The sequence below is a fragment of the Dethiosulfovibrio russensis genome (assembly GCF_021568855.1).
GTDB classification, from domain to species: domain Bacteria; phylum Synergistota; class Synergistia; order Synergistales; family Dethiosulfovibrionaceae; genus Dethiosulfovibrio; species Dethiosulfovibrio russensis.
Genome location: NZ_JAKGUG010000008.1, coordinates 56,928 through 76,370, shown reverse-complemented (window position 1 = coordinate 76,370; position 19,443 = coordinate 56,928). Strand labels below are relative to the sequence as shown.

22 protein-coding genes are annotated in these 19,443 nt (G+C 57.0%); 7 read left to right on the top strand and 15 right to left on the bottom strand.

The features are described 5' to 3' along the window. Window positions 1-80: 80 nt before the first annotated feature. From pssA to L2W48_RS09665, 13 genes are all read right to left on the bottom strand, one after another. On the bottom strand, window positions 81-821 hold the full coding sequence (gene pssA, locus L2W48_RS09725; RefSeq protein WP_236099570.1) for a CDP-diacylglycerol--serine O-phosphatidyltransferase: 741 nt from the start codon (window positions 819-821) through the stop codon (window positions 81-83). Then, on the bottom strand, window positions 805-1,437 hold the full coding sequence (locus tag L2W48_RS09720; RefSeq protein ID WP_236099569.1) for a phosphatidylserine decarboxylase: 633 nt from the start codon (window positions 1,435-1,437) through the stop codon (window positions 805-807). The genes pssA and L2W48_RS09720 overlap by 17 nt, the downstream gene beginning before the upstream one ends. Beyond that, window positions 1,434-3,878, bottom strand: coding sequence for a DNA gyrase subunit A (gene gyrA / locus L2W48_RS09715; RefSeq protein ID WP_236099568.1), 2,445 nt, complete (start codon window positions 3,876-3,878; stop codon window positions 1,434-1,436). The genes L2W48_RS09720 and gyrA overlap by 4 nt, the downstream gene beginning before the upstream one ends. Before the next feature lie 188 nt (window positions 3,879-4,066). Next, window positions 4,067-4,876, bottom strand: coding sequence for a formate/nitrite transporter family protein (locus L2W48_RS09710; protein ID WP_236099567.1), 810 nt, complete (start codon window positions 4,874-4,876; stop codon window positions 4,067-4,069). 59 nt (window positions 4,877-4,935) lie between these two features. Continuing rightward, a complete protein-coding gene (locus L2W48_RS09705) occupies window positions 4,936-5,496 on the bottom strand; it encodes an ATP-binding protein (protein WP_236099566.1) in 561 nt (186 codons plus the stop codon). An 18-nt stretch (window positions 5,497-5,514) separates the two neighbouring features. Then, on the bottom strand, window positions 5,515-6,261 hold the full coding sequence (locus L2W48_RS09700; protein WP_236099565.1) for a PHP domain-containing protein: 747 nt from the start codon (window positions 6,259-6,261) through the stop codon (window positions 5,515-5,517). Further along, a complete protein-coding gene (locus tag L2W48_RS09695; protein ID WP_236099618.1) occupies window positions 6,258-6,593 on the bottom strand; it encodes a serine kinase in 336 nt (111 codons plus the stop codon). Before L2W48_RS09695 ends, L2W48_RS09700 begins: the two co-directional genes overlap by 4 nt. A 12-nt stretch (window positions 6,594-6,605) precedes the next feature. Continuing rightward, entirely contained in the window at window positions 6,606-7,913 is a 1,308-nt protein-coding gene (locus L2W48_RS09690) for a [Fe-Fe] hydrogenase large subunit C-terminal domain-containing protein (protein ID WP_236099564.1), read from the bottom strand. A gap of 4 nt (window positions 7,914-7,917) precedes the next feature. Then, window positions 7,918-8,349 carry an ATP-binding protein gene (locus tag L2W48_RS09685; RefSeq protein ID WP_236099563.1) on the bottom strand — a complete coding sequence of 144 codons (432 nt, stop codon included), beginning with the start codon at window positions 8,347-8,349 and terminating at the stop codon, window positions 7,918-7,920. Then, entirely contained in the window at window positions 8,346-8,714 is a 369-nt protein-coding gene (locus L2W48_RS09680) for a DRTGG domain-containing protein (protein ID WP_236099562.1), read from the bottom strand. The genes L2W48_RS09685 and L2W48_RS09680 overlap by 4 nt, the downstream gene beginning before the upstream one ends. A 4-nt stretch (window positions 8,715-8,718) precedes the next feature. After that, entirely contained in the window at window positions 8,719-9,243 is a 525-nt protein-coding gene (locus L2W48_RS09675; RefSeq protein ID WP_236099561.1) for a nitroreductase family protein, read from the bottom strand. 15 nt (window positions 9,244-9,258) lie between these two features. Continuing rightward, a complete protein-coding gene (locus tag L2W48_RS09670; protein ID WP_236099560.1) occupies window positions 9,259-9,846 on the bottom strand; it encodes a uracil-DNA glycosylase in 588 nt (195 codons plus the stop codon). After that, the gene (locus L2W48_RS09665; protein WP_236099559.1) at window positions 9,839-10,210 is read right to left on the bottom strand and encodes a DMT family transporter; all 372 of its coding nucleotides are present in this window, start codon (window positions 10,208-10,210) and stop codon (window positions 9,839-9,841) included. The genes L2W48_RS09670 and L2W48_RS09665 overlap by 8 nt, the downstream gene beginning before the upstream one ends. A 135-nt stretch (window positions 10,211-10,345) precedes the next feature. On the opposite strand from L2W48_RS09665, the gene L2W48_RS09660 reads away from it, so the two are divergent. The 7 genes from L2W48_RS09660 to L2W48_RS09630 are packed head-to-tail and all read left to right on the top strand — an operon-like array spanning window position 10,346 to window position 17,795. Beyond that, window positions 10,346-11,986 carry a glycosyltransferase family 39 protein gene (locus tag L2W48_RS09660; protein ID WP_236099558.1) on the top strand — a complete coding sequence of 547 codons (1,641 nt, stop codon included), beginning with the start codon at window positions 10,346-10,348 and terminating at the stop codon, window positions 11,984-11,986. Continuing rightward, window positions 11,983-13,155 (top strand): DegT/DnrJ/EryC1/StrS family aminotransferase, encoded by a 1,173-nt coding sequence (locus L2W48_RS09655; protein ID WP_236099557.1) that lies wholly within the window; start codon window positions 11,983-11,985, stop codon window positions 13,153-13,155. Before L2W48_RS09660 ends, L2W48_RS09655 begins: the two co-directional genes overlap by 4 nt. Beyond that, window positions 13,152-14,093, top strand: coding sequence for a glycosyltransferase (locus L2W48_RS09650; RefSeq protein ID WP_236099556.1), 942 nt, complete (start codon window positions 13,152-13,154; stop codon window positions 14,091-14,093). The genes L2W48_RS09655 and L2W48_RS09650 overlap by 4 nt, the downstream gene beginning before the upstream one ends. Next, entirely contained in the window at window positions 14,090-15,019 is a 930-nt protein-coding gene (locus tag L2W48_RS09645) for a formyltransferase (RefSeq protein ID WP_236099555.1), read from the top strand. The genes L2W48_RS09650 and L2W48_RS09645 overlap by 4 nt, the downstream gene beginning before the upstream one ends. A 15-nt stretch (window positions 15,020-15,034) precedes the next feature. Continuing rightward, window positions 15,035-16,048, top strand: a complete 1,014-nt coding sequence (locus L2W48_RS09640) for a bifunctional UDP-4-keto-pentose/UDP-xylose synthase (protein ID WP_236099554.1) — start codon at window positions 15,035-15,037, stop codon at window positions 16,046-16,048. After that, on the top strand, window positions 16,032-16,922 hold the full coding sequence (locus L2W48_RS09635) for a 4-deoxy-4-formamido-L-arabinose-phosphoundecaprenol deformylase (RefSeq protein ID WP_236099553.1): 891 nt from the start codon (window positions 16,032-16,034) through the stop codon (window positions 16,920-16,922). Before L2W48_RS09640 ends, L2W48_RS09635 begins: the two co-directional genes overlap by 17 nt. Window positions 16,923-16,928: 6 nt before the next feature. After that, window positions 16,929-17,795 (top strand): ROK family protein, encoded by an 867-nt coding sequence (locus tag L2W48_RS09630; protein WP_236099552.1) that lies wholly within the window; start codon window positions 16,929-16,931, stop codon window positions 17,793-17,795. Here the strand turns inward: L2W48_RS09630 and L2W48_RS09625 are convergent. Both L2W48_RS09625 and L2W48_RS09620 read right to left on the bottom strand, forming a co-directional pair. Continuing rightward, window positions 17,761-18,816: an asparaginase gene (locus L2W48_RS09625; RefSeq protein ID WP_236099551.1), complete on the bottom strand. Its 1,056-nt coding sequence runs from the start codon at window positions 18,814-18,816 to the stop codon at window positions 17,761-17,763. The two genes, L2W48_RS09630 and L2W48_RS09625, sit on opposite strands and share 35 nt — an antisense overlap. Window positions 18,817-18,890: 74 nt before the next feature. After that, window positions 18,891-19,388 (bottom strand): rubrerythrin family protein, encoded by a 498-nt coding sequence (locus tag L2W48_RS09620; RefSeq protein ID WP_236099550.1) that lies wholly within the window; start codon window positions 19,386-19,388, stop codon window positions 18,891-18,893. Window positions 19,389-19,443 lie beyond the last annotated feature (55 nt).

Genomic DNA, 19,443 nt, shown 5'->3' with positions numbered 1-19,443 from the left:
CGACTAGACACCTCCCTAAAACGAGAAAACGGGAGAGAAGGACTCCCTCCTCTCCCGACTAAAGACTACAGACTCTACGCTTAATCTCCGTCGTATTCCACAGAGTCCTCTTCCGCTATAGACAGCCAGGCCTGCCAGTCGAAGCGGATAAGCCCGCTTATTATATAGACCGATATCAGGGCCAAGAGGGCCTTTTCCTTGAGGAGGAACACAACCGTGGCCACCAGGACCTTCAGGAACAGCATCCTCCTTCGATCCACCCCGCCCCTTTTAAGACCCTTCAGGTTGCTGTAGGAAACGGTGGAGATCATCAGAGCTCCGGCCAAAGCCACCATAGCCGCCATTATGGCCGGAGGAAGAGATATTCCGGCGATGGCCCAGGAAGCCAGAAAGAGGCCTCCCGCCGGTATGGGAAGTCCCTGAAAGGGGCCGGGAACGTGAACGACGTTGAACCGGGCGAGACGGAGCGCTCCGCAGAGGGTGAAGAAGACCGCCACCAAAGCGCCTCCGACTCCGGGAACGGAGGATAGGGTCGTCGAGTAGACCAGAATGGCCGGAGCCACGCCGAAACTCACGACGTCGCCGAGGCTGTCGAACTCGACCCCGAACGCGCTGCTGACCCCCAACATCCTGGCGACCTTCCCGTCCATGAAGTCGAAGAAGACGGCAAAGGCGACCAGCCAGGCCGCGGGGAAATACTGTCCCTTCATGGTCAATATCAAAGACAACATGCCGCAGAGCAGGTTCCCGCTGGTTATCATGTTGGGGATATAGGCCCTCCAGTGAATATCGTGGCCCTTCAGCTTAATCGGTCCTCTCATGGCGACACACTCCTATACAGGTTTTGCCGGCGAAAACCTTTTGTCCGACAGATGTCTTTAACTGTACACCTTCGGGAAGATAGACGTCAACTTTAGAGCCCAACTTAATCATGCCAAAACGCTGACCTCTATCGTATCTACATCCTCTCCTGGTCCTGGAGACTATCCGTCTCGCCAGAAAACCGGCTATCTGGACCACCATGGATGGGCCGCAGTCGGTGTGGAACCCGAGGTAGAATCTTTCGTTGTCCTCCGAGGCCTTGTCGGCGAAGGCCATCCATTTTTTCCCCGGGACGTATTTCATGTACTCCACCGTACCGGCCCGGGGAATCCTGTTTACGTGTACGCTGAGAGGATTCATGAATATGCCGACCTTGGTGGCGGGACCGGTATAGGGATGGTTCACAGAAAGTATCTCCACGACCTCTCCGTCCGCAGGGGAGACCCATCCCTCCGGACCGCATTCGGGGACCCTCTCGGGATCCCTGAAAAACCACAACACCAGAGCGGCCACAGGCAACAACAGTATAAGAGACGGAACCCACAGAACCATACCAGCCGCTACCGCACCCCAGGCCAGAGCTATCGTGGCGTAACCGTCCTTGGCGAACCTCATTCCAGATCCTCTCCGTCCATATTAACCACGCTCAGGTCCACCACCGAGTCTCCTCCGTCCAGACGGACAACTATCGACCCCGCTGCGGTACGACCGAGCACCCTGATCTCTTTAGCGGCCACTCGAATCATGCGGCCCTTGGCGGTCATTACTATGATCTCGTCGTCCTCTGAGACGGACGTAGCGGCCGCGAGCAGTCCGGTCCTGGAGTTGATCGTCATGACCTTCATGCCTCCTCCACCCCTGTGGTGGACGGTGAAGTCCTCGAAGTTCGTCCTCTTCCCTATGCCGGTCTCGCTGACCAGAATGGGACGACGGTCCTCCGTGACGACCTCGCCGCTTATTATCCTGTCTCCGTCTTTGAGCCTCATCGCTTTGACTCCTCTGGCGGATCTGCCCATGGGACGGAACTCGTCCTCCGAGACCCTCAGAGCCTGCCCCATGGCGGAGACCAGAAGAAGGTCGTCCATTCCGGAGGTGGGAAGGATCTGGGCTATCTCGTCTCCCTCGTCGAGGGTTACCACCCTGCGGCCTGCCCTGGTAAGGTTATCCAGTTCAGAGGAGGGAAGCCTCTTAGCTATGCCCCTTCTCGTAAGGAAGAAGAGGAAACCGGCTTCCTGACCTCTGCGAGTCTTCATACTGACGACCCTCTCGTCGTTCTCCAGGGAGATATATTTGCCGATGAGCTTGCCCTTGCCGGTCCTGCTCTCCGATATGATGTATCCCTTTATGGCGAACACCCTGCCCTTGGTGGTGAATAGGAAGATGTCGTCGTGAGTGGTGCTCACTCCCATGAGCGACACCTCGTCCTCCTCCCTGAGCCTGGCACCTCTACGGCCCTTGCCTCCCTTAGCCTGAAGCGAGTAGTCCTCTAGGGGAACCCTGCGCAGATAGCCGTCTCTGGAGAGCATTACCACGATGTCCTCCCTGGGAATGAGATCCTCGTCGGAGCAGTCCTGACCTACCCTATCCACTATCTTGGTCCTGCGATCGTCGCCGTATTTGCCCTTCAAGGCGACCAATTCCTCCACTATGACGCCGTCCAGGACCTTCTCGCTGTCCAGGATCGAGCGATATCTCTGGATGTCGGCCAGAAGCCCGGCGAATTCGTCGTTGAGCTTATCCCTCTCGAGTCCGGTGAGCCTTTGAAGCTTCATGTCCAGGATGGCCTGAGCCTGGATCTCGGTGAAGTCCAGTTCAGCTACGAGACGTTCCTTGGCTAAAGCGGCGTTGTCCGAGCCCCTGATAAGGGCTATGACCCTGTCTATCACGTCCAGGGCCTTAACCAGCCCCTCCAGTATATGGGCTCTGGCCTCGGCCTTCTTCAGCCGGAACTCGGTTCTCCGTCTGACGACGGTCCTTCTGTGCCCCAGGAAGACGTTGAGCATATCGGTCAGAGAAAGCTCCACCGGCCGGCCGTCCACCAGGGCGAGGTTTATCACCCCGAAGGTGTTCTGGAGCTGGCTCCTCCTGTAGAGCTGTCTTATTACGAGCTCGGGATCGACGTCCCTGGAGACCTCTAGCACGACCCTGAGTCCCTTTCGGTCCGACTCGTCCCTGATGTCGGTAACTCCGTCTATGGTTTTGTTCTGAACGCAGGAGGCTATAGTCTCTATCATGGTGGTCTTGTTGACCATATAGGGGATCTCTGTTATGACGACGCTGCTCTTACCCCTCTTGCCTTCCTCCACGTGCACCAATCCCTGCACCACCAGGCGGCCTCGACCGGTGCGATAGGCGTCTATTATGCCGTCCTTTCCGAGGATGATCCCTCCTGTGGGAAAATCCGGACCGGGCATACGGGCCATCAGCTCGCCGAACTCGGCCTGATCTCCAGCCTCTATGAGATAGCATATGGCGTCGACGACCTCTCCAAGGTTGTGGGGAGGCATATTGGTGGCCATACCGACGGCGATGCCGGTGCTGCCGTTAACCAGAAGGTTGGGGACCTGGGAGGGCAGCACCATCGGTTCCTTCAGGGATTCGTCGAAGTTGGGACCCCACTCCACCGTATCCTCGTCGATATCCTGAAGCATAAGCTCTCCCAGCTCCTGGAGCCTGGCCTCGGTGTATCTCATGGCGGCGGCGCTGTCTCCGTCGATGGAGCCGAAGTTGCCCTGTCCGTCGACCAGGGTATAACGCATACTGAAATTCTGGGCCAGACGAACCATGGTATCGTATATGGCCGAGTCGCCGTGAGGATGGTATTTACCCATGGTCTCTCCGACCACCCTGGCGGACTTCTTATAAGATTGATTGTGTCTGAGGCCCAGTTCCTGCATGGCGAAGAGGATACGCCTCTGCACCGGCTTCAATCCGTCCCTGGCGTCGGGAAGAGCTCTCCCGACTATGACGCTCATGGCGTAATCCAGATAGCTCCTCTTGATCTCCTCCACCAGTGGATGACGGATTATCTTTCCGAAAAGAGTCTGTTCTTCCATTAAAAAACCTCCGTAGGGGTAAATTTGAGAACCCCGTCTTTACGCGACGAAAGATCTTTCGTCGCAGAACCGATTCATTTTATCACGAAGGACAACGGCGGTGACGGGAAAGTCCCGCCACCGCCGCCGCCCCGTGTCGCGAAGAGATTGGAGGTAAATGCCCCGAGATGAAGGTCCCCCTCGGACCCTCACCGCGAGACAAGATTGGATTTAAATACCGAGAAATAAAGGACCGCCACGAAGAGAGCTCCTCCTACGATGTTGCCGGCAGTGACCGGTATCAGGTTATTGAAATATCCCCAGAGACTGACAGCTCCGAGGTCACCGGCAGGAAGAGCCGCAGCTGCGACTACCGAGGGATCTCCCTTCAGGAGAAGCCCCATAGCCATGAAGTACATATTGGCGATCGAGTGCTCGAATCCGGAGGCCACGAAGACCATTATGGGAAAGTAGATGGCCCATATCTTTCCTATCACCGTCTCGGAGCTCATGGAGAGCCACACCGCCAAGACCACTATCCAGTTGCACAGAATGCCCCGAAAGAAAGCCTCCCACCAGGAAAGGCCCATCTTTCCCGCAGCGATGGCCAGAGCCTTGGCTCCTATATCACCTCGCCACAGTCCAGTATTATACACGAGAACCGCCACCAAGACAGCCCCCAGTAGGTTGGCCAGATACACCCAAAACCAGTTTCTCAACACATCCCTCATGGGAAGTCGGCCAGCCATGACTGCCAGAGGCATGACGCAATTTCCGGTGAAGAGCTCTGCGCCGGCCAACACCACCAGAATAAGACCTATGCTGAAGACCGATCCTCCGATCACCTTGGCGACCCCGACCGAGGCCAAGTCGAAGGTGGTCACGGTCATCGCCCAGCCCCCGAAGGCGACGTAGGCTCCGGCCAGTCCTCCCAGAACCATCATTTGGGGGACGGACCAGGCTGCCTTGGTCTTGGCTGAATCGCATACGGAACGGGCGATGTCCAGGGGATTTTTCATCGAGACACGTCCTTTCTATATCTTACGGTCATATCGGCCAAGTATATCAAAAATAACGGCTATTCGGGTAAAGTTTTCTCGATCGATCCGACGTTCTCAGCCATATAATCCTTCAGCCACAGCGCGATGTTGGGGTCCCTCAGAGCCTCTGGATCTCCCAGGATCTCCAGGATCTCAACGCTATCCAGCAAGAAGACCCTGCCGTCTATCTCGTGACGATATATCCAACGAACCGTCGGAGCCGACATCAACAAGGTCACGATCGAGGAGGGAACGTCTCCCATCGGAGGAAGGTCTATGGAGTCCAACCGAAAGGAGGCCTTCAGGGAGGTACCGACTCCTAGAGTAGAGGACAGTTCCAGAGACCCGCCGCACAGCTCCGCCGACTGACGTAGAAAGGGGATCCCCAGCCCTACCTTTCTGGTGGTCCTGGTGGTGTAGAAGGGATCCACCACCTTGGCACAGGTCTCCTCGTCCATCCCTCTGCCGTCGTCCTCCACCGAAAGGGTAAGCCAGCCGCCAGCTCGATCCTCTATGAGGTCTACCGTGACGTTACGGGCTCCGGCTCCTACGCTGTTCTCAGCTATGTCCAATATGTGAAGGGACAGATCGTCAAGCATGGAGATTTCCTCCTTCCGTCATATGAGAACAGACCGCCCGCCCTCTCCTCTAAGGGCCAGGGCGATCTCGTCGAAGGTTGGCTCCTCCAGAAACATCAGTGAACAGCGATCCTTCGATATCTCCTCCAGCCTATGGGAATCGGACGACCTGAGAAAAGTTCGGTCGGGATAGCTCTCCCTCCAAAGGCCGATCTCGTCCGCCGTTACCCTGGGGGAAAGCTCCAGCCCGTCCACCGGGAGACTATCTGGGACGAACCCCAATACGGCGGGATAGGAAAAGGCCGGTCTGTCCACGTGGGCCAGTATGGCCACCCCCCCCAACTCATGCACCCGATCTACAACACGATCCACCGAACGATCCGTTCCCTGTATCAAGAGCGTGGAGACCATATCGACCACCTCGTTATTCCGGTCTATTACGACCTGATACCCGAAAACGTCCTCTCTGTTGGGGACGTCGGGCAGGGTCTCCCAGACCCACTCCTGACAGAGCAGGGCCGAGCCATAATCGCCGAACAGGGCCACCACGTGCACGTCCTCGGCCGACTGGATCTCCATGCCCGGGATTATCCTTATGGGCTGCCCTTCCGCCGCCCCCGCCAGAGCCGGGTAGTTGAGACAGCTATTGTGGTCGGTCACCGCCAGTAAATCTATGCCCCTATCGACCGCTCTGCTAACTATCTCGGGAGCCCCCATCTCCAACTCTCCGCAGGGGGACAGGACGGTATGGAGATGCAGATCGACGACGAAGGGCTTCAAGGTCACTCCCCCTCGACGAGACCCATGCCGTATATCCTGCCGCACAGGCCATAGGCGGACATCTCCGTCTTAGCCAGGGTTATCCCCTCGGCATCGCATCGGGCCACCAGGTCTTCGTCGACGGGACGGCCCGCCGCCACTATCACCAGGGGCATATCCCTGAGCACCGCCACGGCCGCCACGTTCACGTGGGAATGTATGGTTATCCATCCCCAGCCGGGCTGTCCTTTCGCCATGACGAAACTCAAGAGATCGCCTACGACCATTCCGGAGACATCCGCCTGAACGTCTCCGGCGGTCAGGACGGTCAAGCCCAAACTCTCCACCAGTTCCTCCACCTTCAAAGTGGATCACCTCTTTCTGTTAAAGGCATGAGGCGAACGGGACGATAGCTCCGCCACCTCCCGAGCCAGTTCGTAGATCCTCTCCCTGAGCTTGAATATGCAGTCCGTGGCCTCTCCGTTCCCTCTGACCACGTCCTCGGCAAGGGCCTTGCAGGACGGACGCCCACAGGATCCGCAGTCTATATGAGGCAGCTCGGCATAGATCTGGTTCATCTCCCTCAGCCTCACCATGGCCTGTCCCAGATCCTGGTCCAGAGGAAGCCTCTGTCTCGCCTTGAGGGGGGCCGATAGCTTCCATATTCCGCTCTCGTACCATCGACTCACCGCCTCGGACTCCTGATCCGTCATGGACCATTCCACGTCTATGTGGTCCAGCCTGAGATGGGTCAGAAAACGGGATTCCAGGTTGCCGACTCCGCCGATACAGCCGAGATCGCAGGCACGACACTCTATGTAGTCGACCCCCTCCAGCCTTCCGAGCTCCAACTCCCTGAGGAGATCCATCGTGTTTCTGAGTCCTGCGACGGAGATGGTCCTTATAGGCCTATCGCAAAAGGCCGCGACGTGCTTAGCTTCCCCTCCTCTTAAGGACCACAGGAGATAGCGGAGATCGCCGCCACAGGGCTCCACCGGTTGATCTACCTCGACCCCACCGGCCAGGAGATCCCTGACGACGTTCTGTATGGAAACGGCGTATTTCATCGAGCTCTTCGAACGTCCCTCCGGGGACCTGACCAGGGCCACCTTAGCGGGACAGGGAGCTATGAGGGTGACGTCATCTCCTCGTCCCGTATCCTCCCGCCAGAGGGAGACCGCCGTCTCCAAAGGAGAGTCGACCGACACGAAGCGACCGACCAGTTCGGGATAGTTTATCTGTATCAGCCTTATGACCGACGGACAGTAGGTCGATATGAGAGGGAGCCCCTCCGGTCCCCTCTTCTCTATTTCCTTGGCGATGGCGTAGGCCGTGACGTCGAAGGCCAGGGACGTCCAGGGAGTTATGTCCTCCAGCCCCGCCTCTTTCAACCTGGAGCTGAACACCTCTGGACAATTGTAGCCTCTGGTCTGAACGTAGAAGGCCGGATCCGCCGCAATAAGGGTGCTGTCCTGGCTGGCCAGGAGCCTCCAGTTGTCCTCGTTGATCAAGATGGCCCTATCCTCGCACTTTCTGATGCATTCGCCGCAGTCGACGCATAGTTCCGGAATGATCATGACCTTTCCGTCCAGCACCCTCATAGCCTCGGTGGGGCAAACCTTGATACATCTGGCACATCCCCTGCAGGCGGAAAGCTGAACCTTGATGCCGGTAGTCACCACATCACCCTCTCTCGAAACGCAAGGTGGCCCTCAGGGTGGTTCCCTCTCCGAGAGCCGTCTCTATGTCGAGTTCATCCGAGTTTCTCTTTATGTTGGGCAAGCCCATCCCCGCCCCGAACCCGAGCTCTCTGATCCTGTCCGAGGCGGTGGAGTAGCCTTCCTGCATGGCCAGATCGACGTCGGCGATCCCTGGACCGTGATCCACCGCCTCTATCACCAGGCTATCCGAGGAGATGGAGGCCTTTATGACTCCTCCTCCGGCGTGGATCATCACGTTCATCTCCGCCTCGTAGACCACCACTGATGCCCGCCTCGTGACGTCCGACGGTATGCCCAGCATCTTCAGAGTACCCTTCAGCTTCGTAGAGGCCTCTCCGACCTCCAGAAAGCTGTCGCCCTTGACGACGTATTCCTCGACGTAGACCTCCGTCATCTGGGACATCGCCTCTCTATCTCGCAGGGCAACATCCCCTCCCTGAAGAGGATTCCACAGGTCTCGAACATGCTCTTGTAGGAGAGCAAAACGGGCATATTCAGAGAGGAAGCCAGCTCCACAGCCTCTTTCTGTGGATACTTTCCCCTGACGAAAACTACCGCTGGAATGTCCAGCATCTGGGCGGTCCTGACTATCTGTATGTTGGTCAGGCCGGTCAGCAGAAGCGATCCCGGGACGGCGAAGGCCAGGACATCGCTCATCAGGTCAGCGCCGTAGACCCTCTCGACCTCCAACCCCTCCAGCAGATCGTCTCCGTAGAGGACGTCCGCCTCTATATGCCTGACCACCTCGAGCAGGTTCATGGCCCTACCACCGTTCCAGGTGAAGCCTGTCTCCCGGATCGCCGCTATGGGGCCTCTTGTTCTCGGCGGGATAGCCCACGGAGGCCAGTCCCATTACCGGCACGTTGCCCGGGACCCCCAGCATCTCCTGGATCCGGGCACCTCCGTCGGAAAGATGACATACCCCCAGCCAAACCGCCCCCAGCCCCAGGGCCTGTGCGCCTATCAACAGGTTCTCCATGGCGGCGGCACAGTCCTGCTCCCAGTAGCGACGGGACAGGTCTGTCTTCTCCGTCTCGGCACAGATCGCAACGACCAGAGGTGCCTTGGCAAGCATGGCACCGTAGGGGTGAACTTTCGACAACTCCTCCAGTGTCCCTCTGTCCTTTATAACCACGAAATGGGTCGGCCTGCCGTTTCCTGCACTGGGAGCCGCGGCGGCACAGCGAACCAGGATATCTACCTTATCGTCCTCCACCGGTCTGTCCTCGTAGCTCCTGATGCTCCTCCTTGCAAAAATGGTCTCCACTACCTTGTTCTCCATCTCCATGGTGATACCTCCTGTTCAACTTGTTGTTTTCACGAAACCGACTAGAGTCCTCAGATCCTCAAGAGTGGAGCTGACCGGACTCCCTACCTCTCTGGAACGATTGCGCAACAGATAGGCGGGGTGGAATATGGGCCTGATTGTCAGATCCATACCGCCCAATCTGCCATGGTGAAAGCGACCTCTCAGGGTCGAAATCCCCTCTTTTGTGTCGATGATCGTCCGGGAGGGGACGTTCCCCACCGTCACCACCACCTGCGGCCGGAGAAGGGCTACGATATCCTCCAGCCAATGGAGACAGGCCCTGATCTCCCCTTTTTTAGGGTTTCTATTCCCCGGAGGACGACAGTGGACGACGTTGGATATAAACAGATCCTCCCGTCTAAGTCCCGCCTCGGCCATGAGATCGGTGAGGAAACGGCCGGAACGACCCACGAAAGGTCGCCCAGAAGAGTCCTCCTCCGCACCTGGGGCCTCTCCCACCAACAGGACAGGGCTGTCCTCCGGGCCCTCTCCGAACACCGCGTTGTTCCTCGTCTCCCAAAGGGGGCATTCGCGACATCTCCCGACGGCCGCCCTCAGCTTCGACCAGCTCAAATCAGCCACCTACCGAAAGGGCGGCCACACCGAAAAGGATGGCCCCTATACCCAAAAGCTTCGATACTCCCATCGACTCGCCAAACCAAAACACCGACACGGCCAAAACCAGAACGTAGACCATGGCGGACATCATAGGATATGCCACGGACAGGTCTACCCTGGAAAGGGCTGCGCTCATGAAGATAAAGGAAACCCCGAAAAGCAACACGCCCGCTATAGCCCAAGGGTTCGAGACTATCTGAATCAAAGCCCTCAAGGCCCCGTAGTCCATAAGATCCCCTCTTCGGCCGAAACCCGCCTTCATCATAGAGCTACCGGCGGCATTGGTTAAGGCCGAACCGAGTATCAATACAAAACCGAGTCTATCCATCGGACAACTCCTCTCCCCTCGGATCGTCGAAAATTGCAAAAAACCTCGAGACCGTATATTATCGCCGAGGCCGTCTTTTCCATTATACACGGGGATATAAAACAGCTGAAACGGTGGTTGGGGGAATGATATTCTATGTTCAAATCTGACGTGAAAAACGGGATACTCCTTTTCATACTTTCCGGGGTTATGTTCTTCTCTCTTCTGGGAGGACACGGCCTTCTGGAACCCGACGAGGGGCGCTACAGCGAGATCCCCAGGGAGATGATCGAGTCGGGAGACTACGTCACCCCCAGACTCAACGGGGTGCTATATTTCGAGAAGCCGGTGCTACATTACTGGCTGACGGCATCGGCCTTCTCCTTTTTCGGCCAAAACGAATTCGCCTCTCGGTTCTGGCCGGCCCTGCTCGGGGTTCTGGGGGTCCTATCGACCTACGTTATTGGATCGAAGCTCTACGGCAAAAAAAGCGGTTTACTGGCAGGGACGATTTTGTCCTCCTCGCTGCTCTACTACGCAACGGCTCAGATCAACCTGACCGACATGCCTCTGGGCGCCTTCGTTACCCTTGCCATGACCGGGTTCGTACTCGCCCTTCGAGGAAACAGACGGTGGTTGATACTGTTCTATCTGGCCATGGGGGCGGCGGTGCTGACTAAAGGGCTCGTAGGCATAGTCCTTCCCTGCGGTGCCATATTCATGTACATAATGTGGACCAGAAGATGGTCCATCGTGACCTATTCTCTGTACCTCCCGGGAATAGCCCTCTTTCTGGCGGTAACCGTTCCGTGGTTCAAAGCGGTCTGCGACGCAAATCCAGATTTCTTTCATTTTTTCTTTATCCAGGAGCATTTCCTGAGATACACGACCAGGCTTCACCACAGATACGAGCCCTTCTGGTACTTCATCCCCATACTGATACTGGCGACCGTACCATGGACGGGCTTCCTGGTGCCCTCGAGAAAAAAATCGATGGAAGAAAACGACCTGACAGCTCTGATGATCTGCTGGTTCGTCTTCGTGTTCCTATTTTTCTCCGCCTCGAGCTCCAAACTGGTGCCCTACATGGTGCCGGCCCTTCCGCCTCTGGCTATACTGATAAGCGTCAGAGCTATCTCGTGGAATAAAAAGGGGAATCTGAGATCCCTAAAGATCGCCCTGGCCTGGACCTCCACGATAACGGTCCCTCTGGGAACCGCCTTGATCGCCTATCCCTTTCTCCAGGACGACCTTCCCCGTGATATCATGGTTGGTCAACTGGTCCACAAAGGGATAATATTGCTTTTGGGAACCGCTGCCGCCTGGATCTTCGCCTCCAGGAAAAACATGGAAAAGACCGTTATATGCCTCGCCGTGACAGGGGTAATATGGACTGGGTCCTTCAAGACGGGATTCTCTCTGTACGATCGGATAAACTCGGCCAGAGACCTGGCGATGCTTATAAAGCCCCATATCGAGGAAGGAGACGTAATGGCTCAGTACGGTCAATACCTCCAGGGCATAACCTTCTACCTCGAGAGGAGAAACGTGTTGGTCGACTACGAGGGTGAACTGGCCTTCGGAGCATCCAGGGAAAGAGATCCCCGATGGTTCATCGACCTTCCCCAGTTGACCCGGCTCTGGAACGGCGACGACAGGGTTTTTCTGATCGCTAAAAAAGAGAGCTACGACGGCACCCTGAAGGACAGGCTAGAACCGATCTACGTCCTGGGAACCGACTGGGAGGACGACAACGTCGTGATTTCCAACAGAAAGACAGAGGAGGCACAAAGATGAGAGATTCCTTTCTTCCCTTCGCCCGTCCCGACGTGGACGAGGCATCTATAGAGGACGTATGCGACTCCATAAGATCCGGATGGCTGACCACCGGACCGAAAACGATGAAATTCGAGAAAGAGTTCGCCGAGAAGGTAGAGGCCACCCACGCCATGGCGGTGAGCTCCGCCACGTCGGGGCTGCATCTGGCTTTTCTGGCCTTGGGGATCGGACCGGGAGACGAGGTGATAACCACTCCAATGACCTTCGTGGCAACGGTCAACGCCGCCATATGGACCGGAGCTAAACCGGTACTGGCGGACATAGACTCGAAGACCCTGAACGTGAGGCCCGAACTCATGGAAAAGCTCGTCAACGAGAGGACCAAGGCCCTGGTCCCGGTCCACTTCGCCGGACGCCCCTGCGACATGGATCCCATAGAGGATCTGGCCTCCAGACACGGTCTGGCGGTGGTGGAGGACGCGGCCCACGGCCTGGGAGCTTTCTACAGAGGACGCCCGATAGGGTCGGACAGAGGGGCCAGACGATGCTCGGTGTTCAGCTTTCACCCTACGAAAAACATCACCACCGGAGAGGGCGGTATGGTATGCACCTCCGACGAGGACCTGGCTGAGAGGATATCGGTCCTGAGACAGCACGGAATGAGCAAGGGAGCCTGGAACCGCTACGCCGCAAAGGGTACCCCTCACTACGACGTCCTGTTCCCGGGATACAAGGCCAACATGATGGACATACAGGCGGCCATAGGGAGAGGACAGCTCCGTAGTCTCGACCAATTCAACCGCCGAAGACGTGAGATAGTCGCCAAATACATGACCGAGCTATCGGACCAACCCGGGTTGATATTGCCCCAGCCTCAATCGGACGACACCCTCCACAGCTGGCACATATTCACCCCCTTCGTGGACGTGGACGTCCTCGACATAGACAGGGACGGATTCATGGCGGCCATGAGGGAGCTCAACATAGGCACTGCTCTGCACTACCAGGCTTTGCATCTGTTCTCCCACTACAGGGACAGATATGGATGGAAGAGGGGCGACTTCCAAGAGGCGGAATACGTCTCGGACAGAATAGTATCCCTCCCCCTGTTTCCCGCCATGAGCGATGCCGACGTGGACGACGTCGTAAAAGGGGTCCGATCCGTTCTGAGGTCTCATCTAAAATGACCCCGGAGCTATCGGTCGTCGTTCCCGTCTACAACGAGGAGGAATCCCTGCCGGAGCTGTTCAGGCGAGTCCTCCCGGTGCTGGAGAGCTTGTCCAGATCCTACGAGCTGATACTGGTGGACGACGGCAGCAGGGACAGATCCCTTGCTCTCTCACTTAAGTTCAGGGAAAAACGAGAGGATCGGGTCAAGGTTGTAGAACTGAACGGCAACTTCGGCCAGCACATGGCCATAATCGCCGGGTTCTCCATCTCCCGGGGGAAAATGGTGATCACCATGGACGCCGACCTACAGAACCCCCCTGAGGAGATACCCCGAATAGTGGCTGCCATGGAAAGAGGACACGACGTGGTCGGCACGATCAGGAAATTCAGGCAGGACCCCTTGTTCCGCAAGGCCGCCTCGAAAATAGTGAACGCCGTGACCAACAGGATCACAGGCCTCAGGCTTCACGACTACGGATGTATGTTGAGAGGCTACGACAGGCGTATCGTGGACCTCATATTGCAGTGCCGAGAGACCACGACCTTCATACCGGCTCTGGGACAGAAGTTCGCCGTAAACCCGGTGGAGATAACGGTTAGACATTCGGAGAGGGCAAAAGGGGAATCCAAATACGGCCTGTTCAGGTTGATAAGGCTTAACTTCGACCTGATGACGGGCTTCTCCATCGCCCCCCTCCAGGCAGTGACGGTTACCGGCATGACCGTTGCGGTCATGAGCCTGCTCTTCACCGCCTTCCTGATCCTCAGGAGGATAGTCTTAGGTCCCGAGGCAGAGGGACTCTTCACCCTGATGGCGATAAACTTCTTCCTGATGGGGGTGACCATGATCTCCGTCGGCATAGGAGGAGAATACATAGGCCGAGTCTACCAGGAGGTAAGACAGCGACCTCGCTACGTCGTCAGACAGGTCTATCAGGAGGAGGAAGAGCTATGAGTAAACCGGCTATAGTGGTCTTCGCCTACAACGAGGTAGGATACCGCTGCCTGGAGACCCTGTTCGACATGGAAGCCAACGTGGTGGCGGTAGTTACCTACACCGACGACCCCGACGAGGAAATCTGGTTCCGATCGGTGGCGGAGCTGGCCAGGAGCAGAGGGATAGAGCCCTTGCTCGACCTGGATCTGAAGGACCAGCAGAACGTAAAGACGATAAAAAAACTCAAACCCAAGCTGATCTTTTCCTTTTATTACCGCGACATCATACCGGAGAAGATCCTCAAGGTCGCAAAACTGGGAGCCTACAACATGCACGGATCGCTGCTGCCCCGCTACAGAGGAAGGGCCTGTATCAACTGGGCCATACTGAACGGGGAGAAAGAGACAGGGGCGACCCTCCACCGCATGACCTCCAAGGTAGACAGAGGCGAGGTAATAGACCAGGAGGTCGTCAGGATCGAGGAAACCGATGGGGCCAAAGAAGTCTTCATGAAGATATGCGACGCGGCGGCGAAGATAGTGGCAAGGACCTTTCCTGAACTGGAATCGGGCAGGGTCGTCGGAGCCGCTCAGGACGAGACCATGGCCACCGAGTTCGGAGGCAGAAGACCCGAGGACGGAATCATACGCTGGTCCAACGACAGCCGAAGGATATACAACCTCATAAGGGCCGTGACCCATCCTTATCCTGGAGCCTACACCGACTACAGAGGCAGGAAGCTCTTCATCTGGTGGGGGAAACCCCAGGAAGGGGCATCACTGGGAAAACCCGGCGAGGTGCTGTCGCTGGATCCCCTAACCGTGGCGACAGGACGTGGAAACCTCAGGGTACTGAGGGCTCAGCTGGACGGAGAGAGCGAGATGGACGGGCCGGACTTCGCCAGAAAAAACCTGAACGTAGGGGCCCTTCTGGGACAAGACTAAAGACGGAGGAAAGACATGAACGTATTCGTGCTAGGAGCAAACGGCTTCATAGGATCCCACCTGATAGATAGGATTCTGGAGAAAACCGACTGGACCGTGACGGCCTTCGACCTGAGAGACGACAACCTTAGAGGCTCGGACAACCCCAGACTATCGATCAAACTGGGAGATCTCTACGAGGAGGATCGCTGGATCGAAAAACAGATAGCCGACAGCGACGTGGTCCTACCTCTGGCCGGTATAGCCAAACCGGCCTATTACATAACAAACCCCCTTATGACCTTCGAGCTGGACTTCGAACAGAACCTCAAAATAGTCCGGATGTGCTCTGAACACGGAGTTAGGATAATCTTCCCCTCCACGTCCGAGGTCTACGGCATGAGCACCGGAGACTGGCTCATGGAGGACGAGAGCCTGCTGATCCAGGGCCCCATAAAAAACAGCAGATGGATATACAGCTGCAGCAAACAGATGATGGACAGGGTCATATCCGCCTATGGACAGGAAAAGGAACTCCCCTACACCCTGTTCAGGCCCTTCAACTGGATAGGCCCCAGGCTGGACACCTTCAGGGACGCGGAGGAGAGAAAGGCTCGCTCCATAACCCAGATGATCTACGACGTATCGGTCGGACGACCGATAACCTTGGTCGACGGAGGAAGACAGAGACGAAGCTTTACCTACGTCACAGACGGAGTTGACGCCCTTATAGCCATAATAGCCGACGCAAAAAAGAGCGCCGACGGCGAGATCTTCAACATAGGCAATCCCGACAGCAACCACTCCATAAAGGGGCTGGCGGTGGCGGTGGTGGATGCGATGAAAGACTTCCCCAAATTCGCCGAGGCCGCTTCGAAGGCGACCTTCGTGGAAAAGGACTCGACCGAGTACTACGGCAGAGGCTACGAGGACGTGCAGGACAGAAAACCGTCCATCTCCAAGGCGGAGGAACTGCTGGACTGGCACCCCCAGGTCGACTTCCACGAAGCAGTCAGAAGGACCGTGGCCTTCTATGCGGATCGCCCTTAAAGTCGACGTCGACACCCTGAGGGGATACCTCGAGGGAGTTCCCCGTCTGCTGAAACTGATGGACCGAAGGGGAATAAGGGGATCGTTCTTCTTTTCCTTCGGGCCGGACAACTCGGGCAAGGCGATACGACGGATATTCCGAAAGGGATTCATATCCAAGATGGTCCGAACCAACGCGCCGGGAACCTACGGCCTAAAGACCATGATGTACGGCACTCTGCTTCCGGCACCCATGATAGTGCCCTCCGCCCCCTCGATACTTAAAGAGGTCGCAAAGAGCGGCCAGGATACGGGGATACACTCCTGGGATCACGTGAAGTGGCAGGACCGTCTGGACCACCTGTCGGAATCGGAGATAGAGTCTCTTCTTCGAAAAGCCGGGAATATGTACCGAAAGGTTCTAGGGACGTCCTCTACGTGCTGCGCCGCTCCGGCCTGGAAGACCAGCCTCGCCAGCCTTTCCGTGCAGGACCGGATGGGACTTCTCTATGCCAGCGACTCCAGAGGAAAAACTCCCTTTCTTCCGTCTCTGAGGGGAAGGGTTTTCAGAACCCCTCAGATACCCACGACCCTCCCCACCATGGACGAGATACTCGGGAGGGACGGCTGCACTGCCGACAACGTCAACGACATCTACATGTCGCTTCTGACGGAAGGACTCAACGTACACACGGTCCACGCGGAGATGGAGGGCATGTCGATGCTTTCCAAGCTGGACGAGCTCGTAAAAAGGGCAAAATCCGAAGGCGCCGAGTTCGTTACCCTCAAGGAGGAGGCGGCGAAACTGACTAAAGAGGAACTTCCGATCTGCGAGGTGATCCAAGGAGAGATCCCCGGCAGAGCCGGAGCGGTCTCCCTACAGGGAGGGAGGTAGAGGAATTTGAGGATAGGGGTCGATCTGGGAGGACATAAGATAGCCGCCGGAGTCGTTGAAAAGGGCAAGGTCGTAAACCAGGCCTGGGAACCCACCCCAAGGTCCAGGAAGCCGGAGGAGACCACCGAAGCAATTGAAAGGTTGGTTAAATCTCTGAAGGTAAAATCGACAAAATCCGTAGGGATAGGGCTACCGGGTATGCTGTCCCTCGATAGAAGGTCTGTGGTAAGACTGACCAACCTGCCCCGATGGGAGAACTTTCCCATGGCGGAGATCCTCGAGAAAAGGCTGTCCCTTCCGGTCGCACTGGACAACGACGGAAACTGCGCGGCCCTGGGAGAGATGGAATCGGGAGAGGCAGTCGGAATGAAGGACTTCGTGATGATGACCCTGGGCACGGGCATAGGAGGGGCTATCGTATCCGGAGGTCGTCTGATAAGGGGTCACAGAGGACTGGCCGGAGAGATAGGGCACGTGGCCCTGCTCCACAGGACGCCCTGTAACTGCGGCGGCATAGGACACGGGGAGACCCTTTTCTCGGCGGATACCTTCGACCTCAGGTGCTCGGAAAAAGGGGTTCCGTCGGTACCGGAGCTGTGGGACCGACGGAACGACGAAGAACACAGGAACTTCTGGAACCGGTCTCTGGAGGGGCTGGCCTGCGTGATGATATCGGCGATACACCTTCTTGATCCGGAGGCTATCGTTCTGGCAGGGGGGCTTTCGAATCTGCCGGAACTCGTCCAAGAGCTGAAACCGTTCCTGGATGAGCGACTGGCCACAGCGTTTCGACCGATGCCTCCTTTGAAAATATCCTCCCTCGGAAAGGACGGTCCGGTTATAGGAGCGGCGTCTCTGACGAGCACTCCCTGAGATAGTGGGACAGGACGAACCCCGGAGCGGAGGACGAGGCCAGAAGGGAATAACAGCCTAGAGCGTGGACGAACTCGACGGGATAGTCCATCTGGCTCCAGACGGTGAATCCCCTATCGGCCAAGGAGGCTATACCCACCCCGGCATAGCTGCCGGGGTTCTTCATGTCTCCCTCTGCCTGGCTACAGGCTATGACATGGGGTTTGGAAAGCCCGTCGAAAGCGCTCTCCACCGCCTGGAGAGCGCCGGAAGGGGCGTTGCCCGCTCCGTAGCCCAATATGGCCAGCACTCGTTCCTCACCGGAAAACCTGGGAGAAAAGCCGGGAGTACAGAACAGCCAGGCCATCCGACTACCGATGTTCCTCGCTTCATCCGAGCCGTGCCCCATGGCCTTCTCCGCTAGAGGAGACAGTGTATGGGGAAGAGGCTGTCTCACCGTTCCTTTTCTGCCTTTCCTGGCCCATTCAGGATTGAAATACATAGGCTGACCGTTGGTTGCCACGTAGGCATCGGGATGTAAGGCCTGTGCCTTGTGGGCCCTGTTCCCCGGAATCAGCTTCCAGTTACAGTAGATCCAGACCCCGGAAATGTCCGAACAGGCGACCTGAGCCGCTCCCCTGAGGTTTACCGTGACGTCCTCGGGCATGTAGTCCAATGTAAGCTGACTGCCTGTAAGCACTATTGGCACATCCACGTGGGGAAAACACAGGCTGAGCCAGGCGGAGGTATAGGCCATGGTGTCCGTTCCGTGAAGGATTAGAAAACCGGTAGCGCCGTTATCGAGCTCCCTAGCGATAGAGGACGCCAGCTCTACCCAATGGCCTGGGTCCAGATCGGAGCTGTCCAGCCCCGGGACTCCCCAGGGCTCTCGACATACCACGTCCACATCTCTGCCAGCGAAAAAACCGGTGAGATGTTCCCTTAAGGCACCTACCACCGTGCTGTCCGGTCCCTTGCTTCCTCCCTCTCCAAAAGCGCTGGCTATGGTGCCCCCGGTAAAAAGCACTACCAATCTCTGCAAATCCCGTCACGTCCTTTTCCGTAAAATAAGGGTCCGGACGTTTACGTCCGGACCCGGTTCAAACGATATAGCCCCTACTCCACCAGCTCATAGGCCTTGGACGAAGCTCCACAGACCGGGCATTTATCCGGAGCGGCTCCTTCCTCGATGTGGCCACACACGGTGCACAGATAGTAATCCACCGCCCTCTTATCGGAAAGATGGTCCAGAGCTCTTTTGTACAGCTCGGCGTGAACCTTCTCCACCTCGTTGGCCAGGGAAAAGCCCTTATGGGCCTTCTTCTCACCCTCCGCCTCGGCGTCGTCGATGAAGGGAGGGTACATCTCGGTGTACTCGTAGGTCTCGCCGGCTATGGCGTCCTTGAGGTTGGTCTCGGTGTCGCATATCTTGCCCATGTTGCGATAGTGCATCTTGGCGTGAAGCGTCTCCGCCGCAGCGGCGGCCCTGAAGAGCTTGGCCACGGAGGTGAAACCTTCCTTATCTGCCACCTCGGAGTAGAAGAGATACTTTCTGTTGGCCTGGGATTCGCCGGAAAAAGCCTCGGCGAGGTTGGCCATAGTCTTTTCGCCCATGATCAATTCCCCCTTGAAAAGATTTATATACCCTCATAGGGGTATTATATCACGT

Bases quoted from the DNA above. Each gene is read 5' to 3' on its own strand.
- L2W48_RS09635 (WP_236099553.1), top strand. From the start codon at position 16,032: ATGCGGATCGCCCTTAAAGTCGACGTCGACACCCTGAGGGGATACCTC.
- L2W48_RS09660 (WP_236099558.1), top strand. From the start codon at position 10,346: ATGTTCAAATCTGACGTGAAAAACGGGATACTCCTTTTCATACTTTCC.
- L2W48_RS09675 (WP_236099561.1), bottom strand. From the start codon at position 9,243: ATGGAGATGGAGAACAAGGTAGTGGAGACCATTTTTGCAAGGAGGAGC.
- L2W48_RS09720 (WP_236099569.1), bottom strand. From the start codon at position 1,437: ATGAGGTTCGCCAAGGACGGTTACGCCACGATAGCTCTGGCCTGGGGT.
- L2W48_RS09665 (WP_236099559.1), bottom strand. From the start codon at position 10,210: ATGGATAGACTCGGTTTTGTATTGATACTCGGTTCGGCCTTAACCAAT.
- L2W48_RS09640 (WP_236099554.1), top strand. From the start codon at position 15,035: ATGAACGTATTCGTGCTAGGAGCAAACGGCTTCATAGGATCCCACCTG.
- L2W48_RS09685 (WP_236099563.1), bottom strand. From the start codon at position 8,349: ATGACGGAGGTCTACGTCGAGGAATACGTCGTCAAGGGCGACAGCTTT.
- L2W48_RS09655 (WP_236099557.1), top strand. From the start codon at position 11,983: ATGAGAGATTCCTTTCTTCCCTTCGCCCGTCCCGACGTGGACGAGGCA.
- L2W48_RS09620 (WP_236099550.1), bottom strand. From the start codon at position 19,388: ATGGGCGAAAAGACTATGGCCAACCTCGCCGAGGCTTTTTCCGGCGAA.
- L2W48_RS09710 (WP_236099567.1), bottom strand. From the start codon at position 4,876: ATGAAAAATCCCCTGGACATCGCCCGTTCCGTATGCGATTCAGCCAAG.
- gyrA (WP_236099568.1), bottom strand. From the start codon at position 3,878: ATGGAAGAACAGACTCTTTTCGGAAAGATAATCCGTCATCCACTGGTG.
- L2W48_RS09680 (WP_236099562.1), bottom strand. From the start codon at position 8,714: ATGAACCTGCTCGAGGTGGTCAGGCATATAGAGGCGGACGTCCTCTAC.
- L2W48_RS09645 (WP_236099555.1), top strand. From the start codon at position 14,090: ATGAGTAAACCGGCTATAGTGGTCTTCGCCTACAACGAGGTAGGATAC.
- L2W48_RS09650 (WP_236099556.1), top strand. From the start codon at position 13,152: ATGACCCCGGAGCTATCGGTCGTCGTTCCCGTCTACAACGAGGAGGAA.
- L2W48_RS09705 (WP_236099566.1), bottom strand. From the start codon at position 5,496: ATGCTTGACGATCTGTCCCTTCACATATTGGACATAGCTGAGAACAGC.
- pssA (WP_236099570.1), bottom strand. From the start codon at position 821: ATGAGAGGACCGATTAAGCTGAAGGGCCACGATATTCACTGGAGGGCC.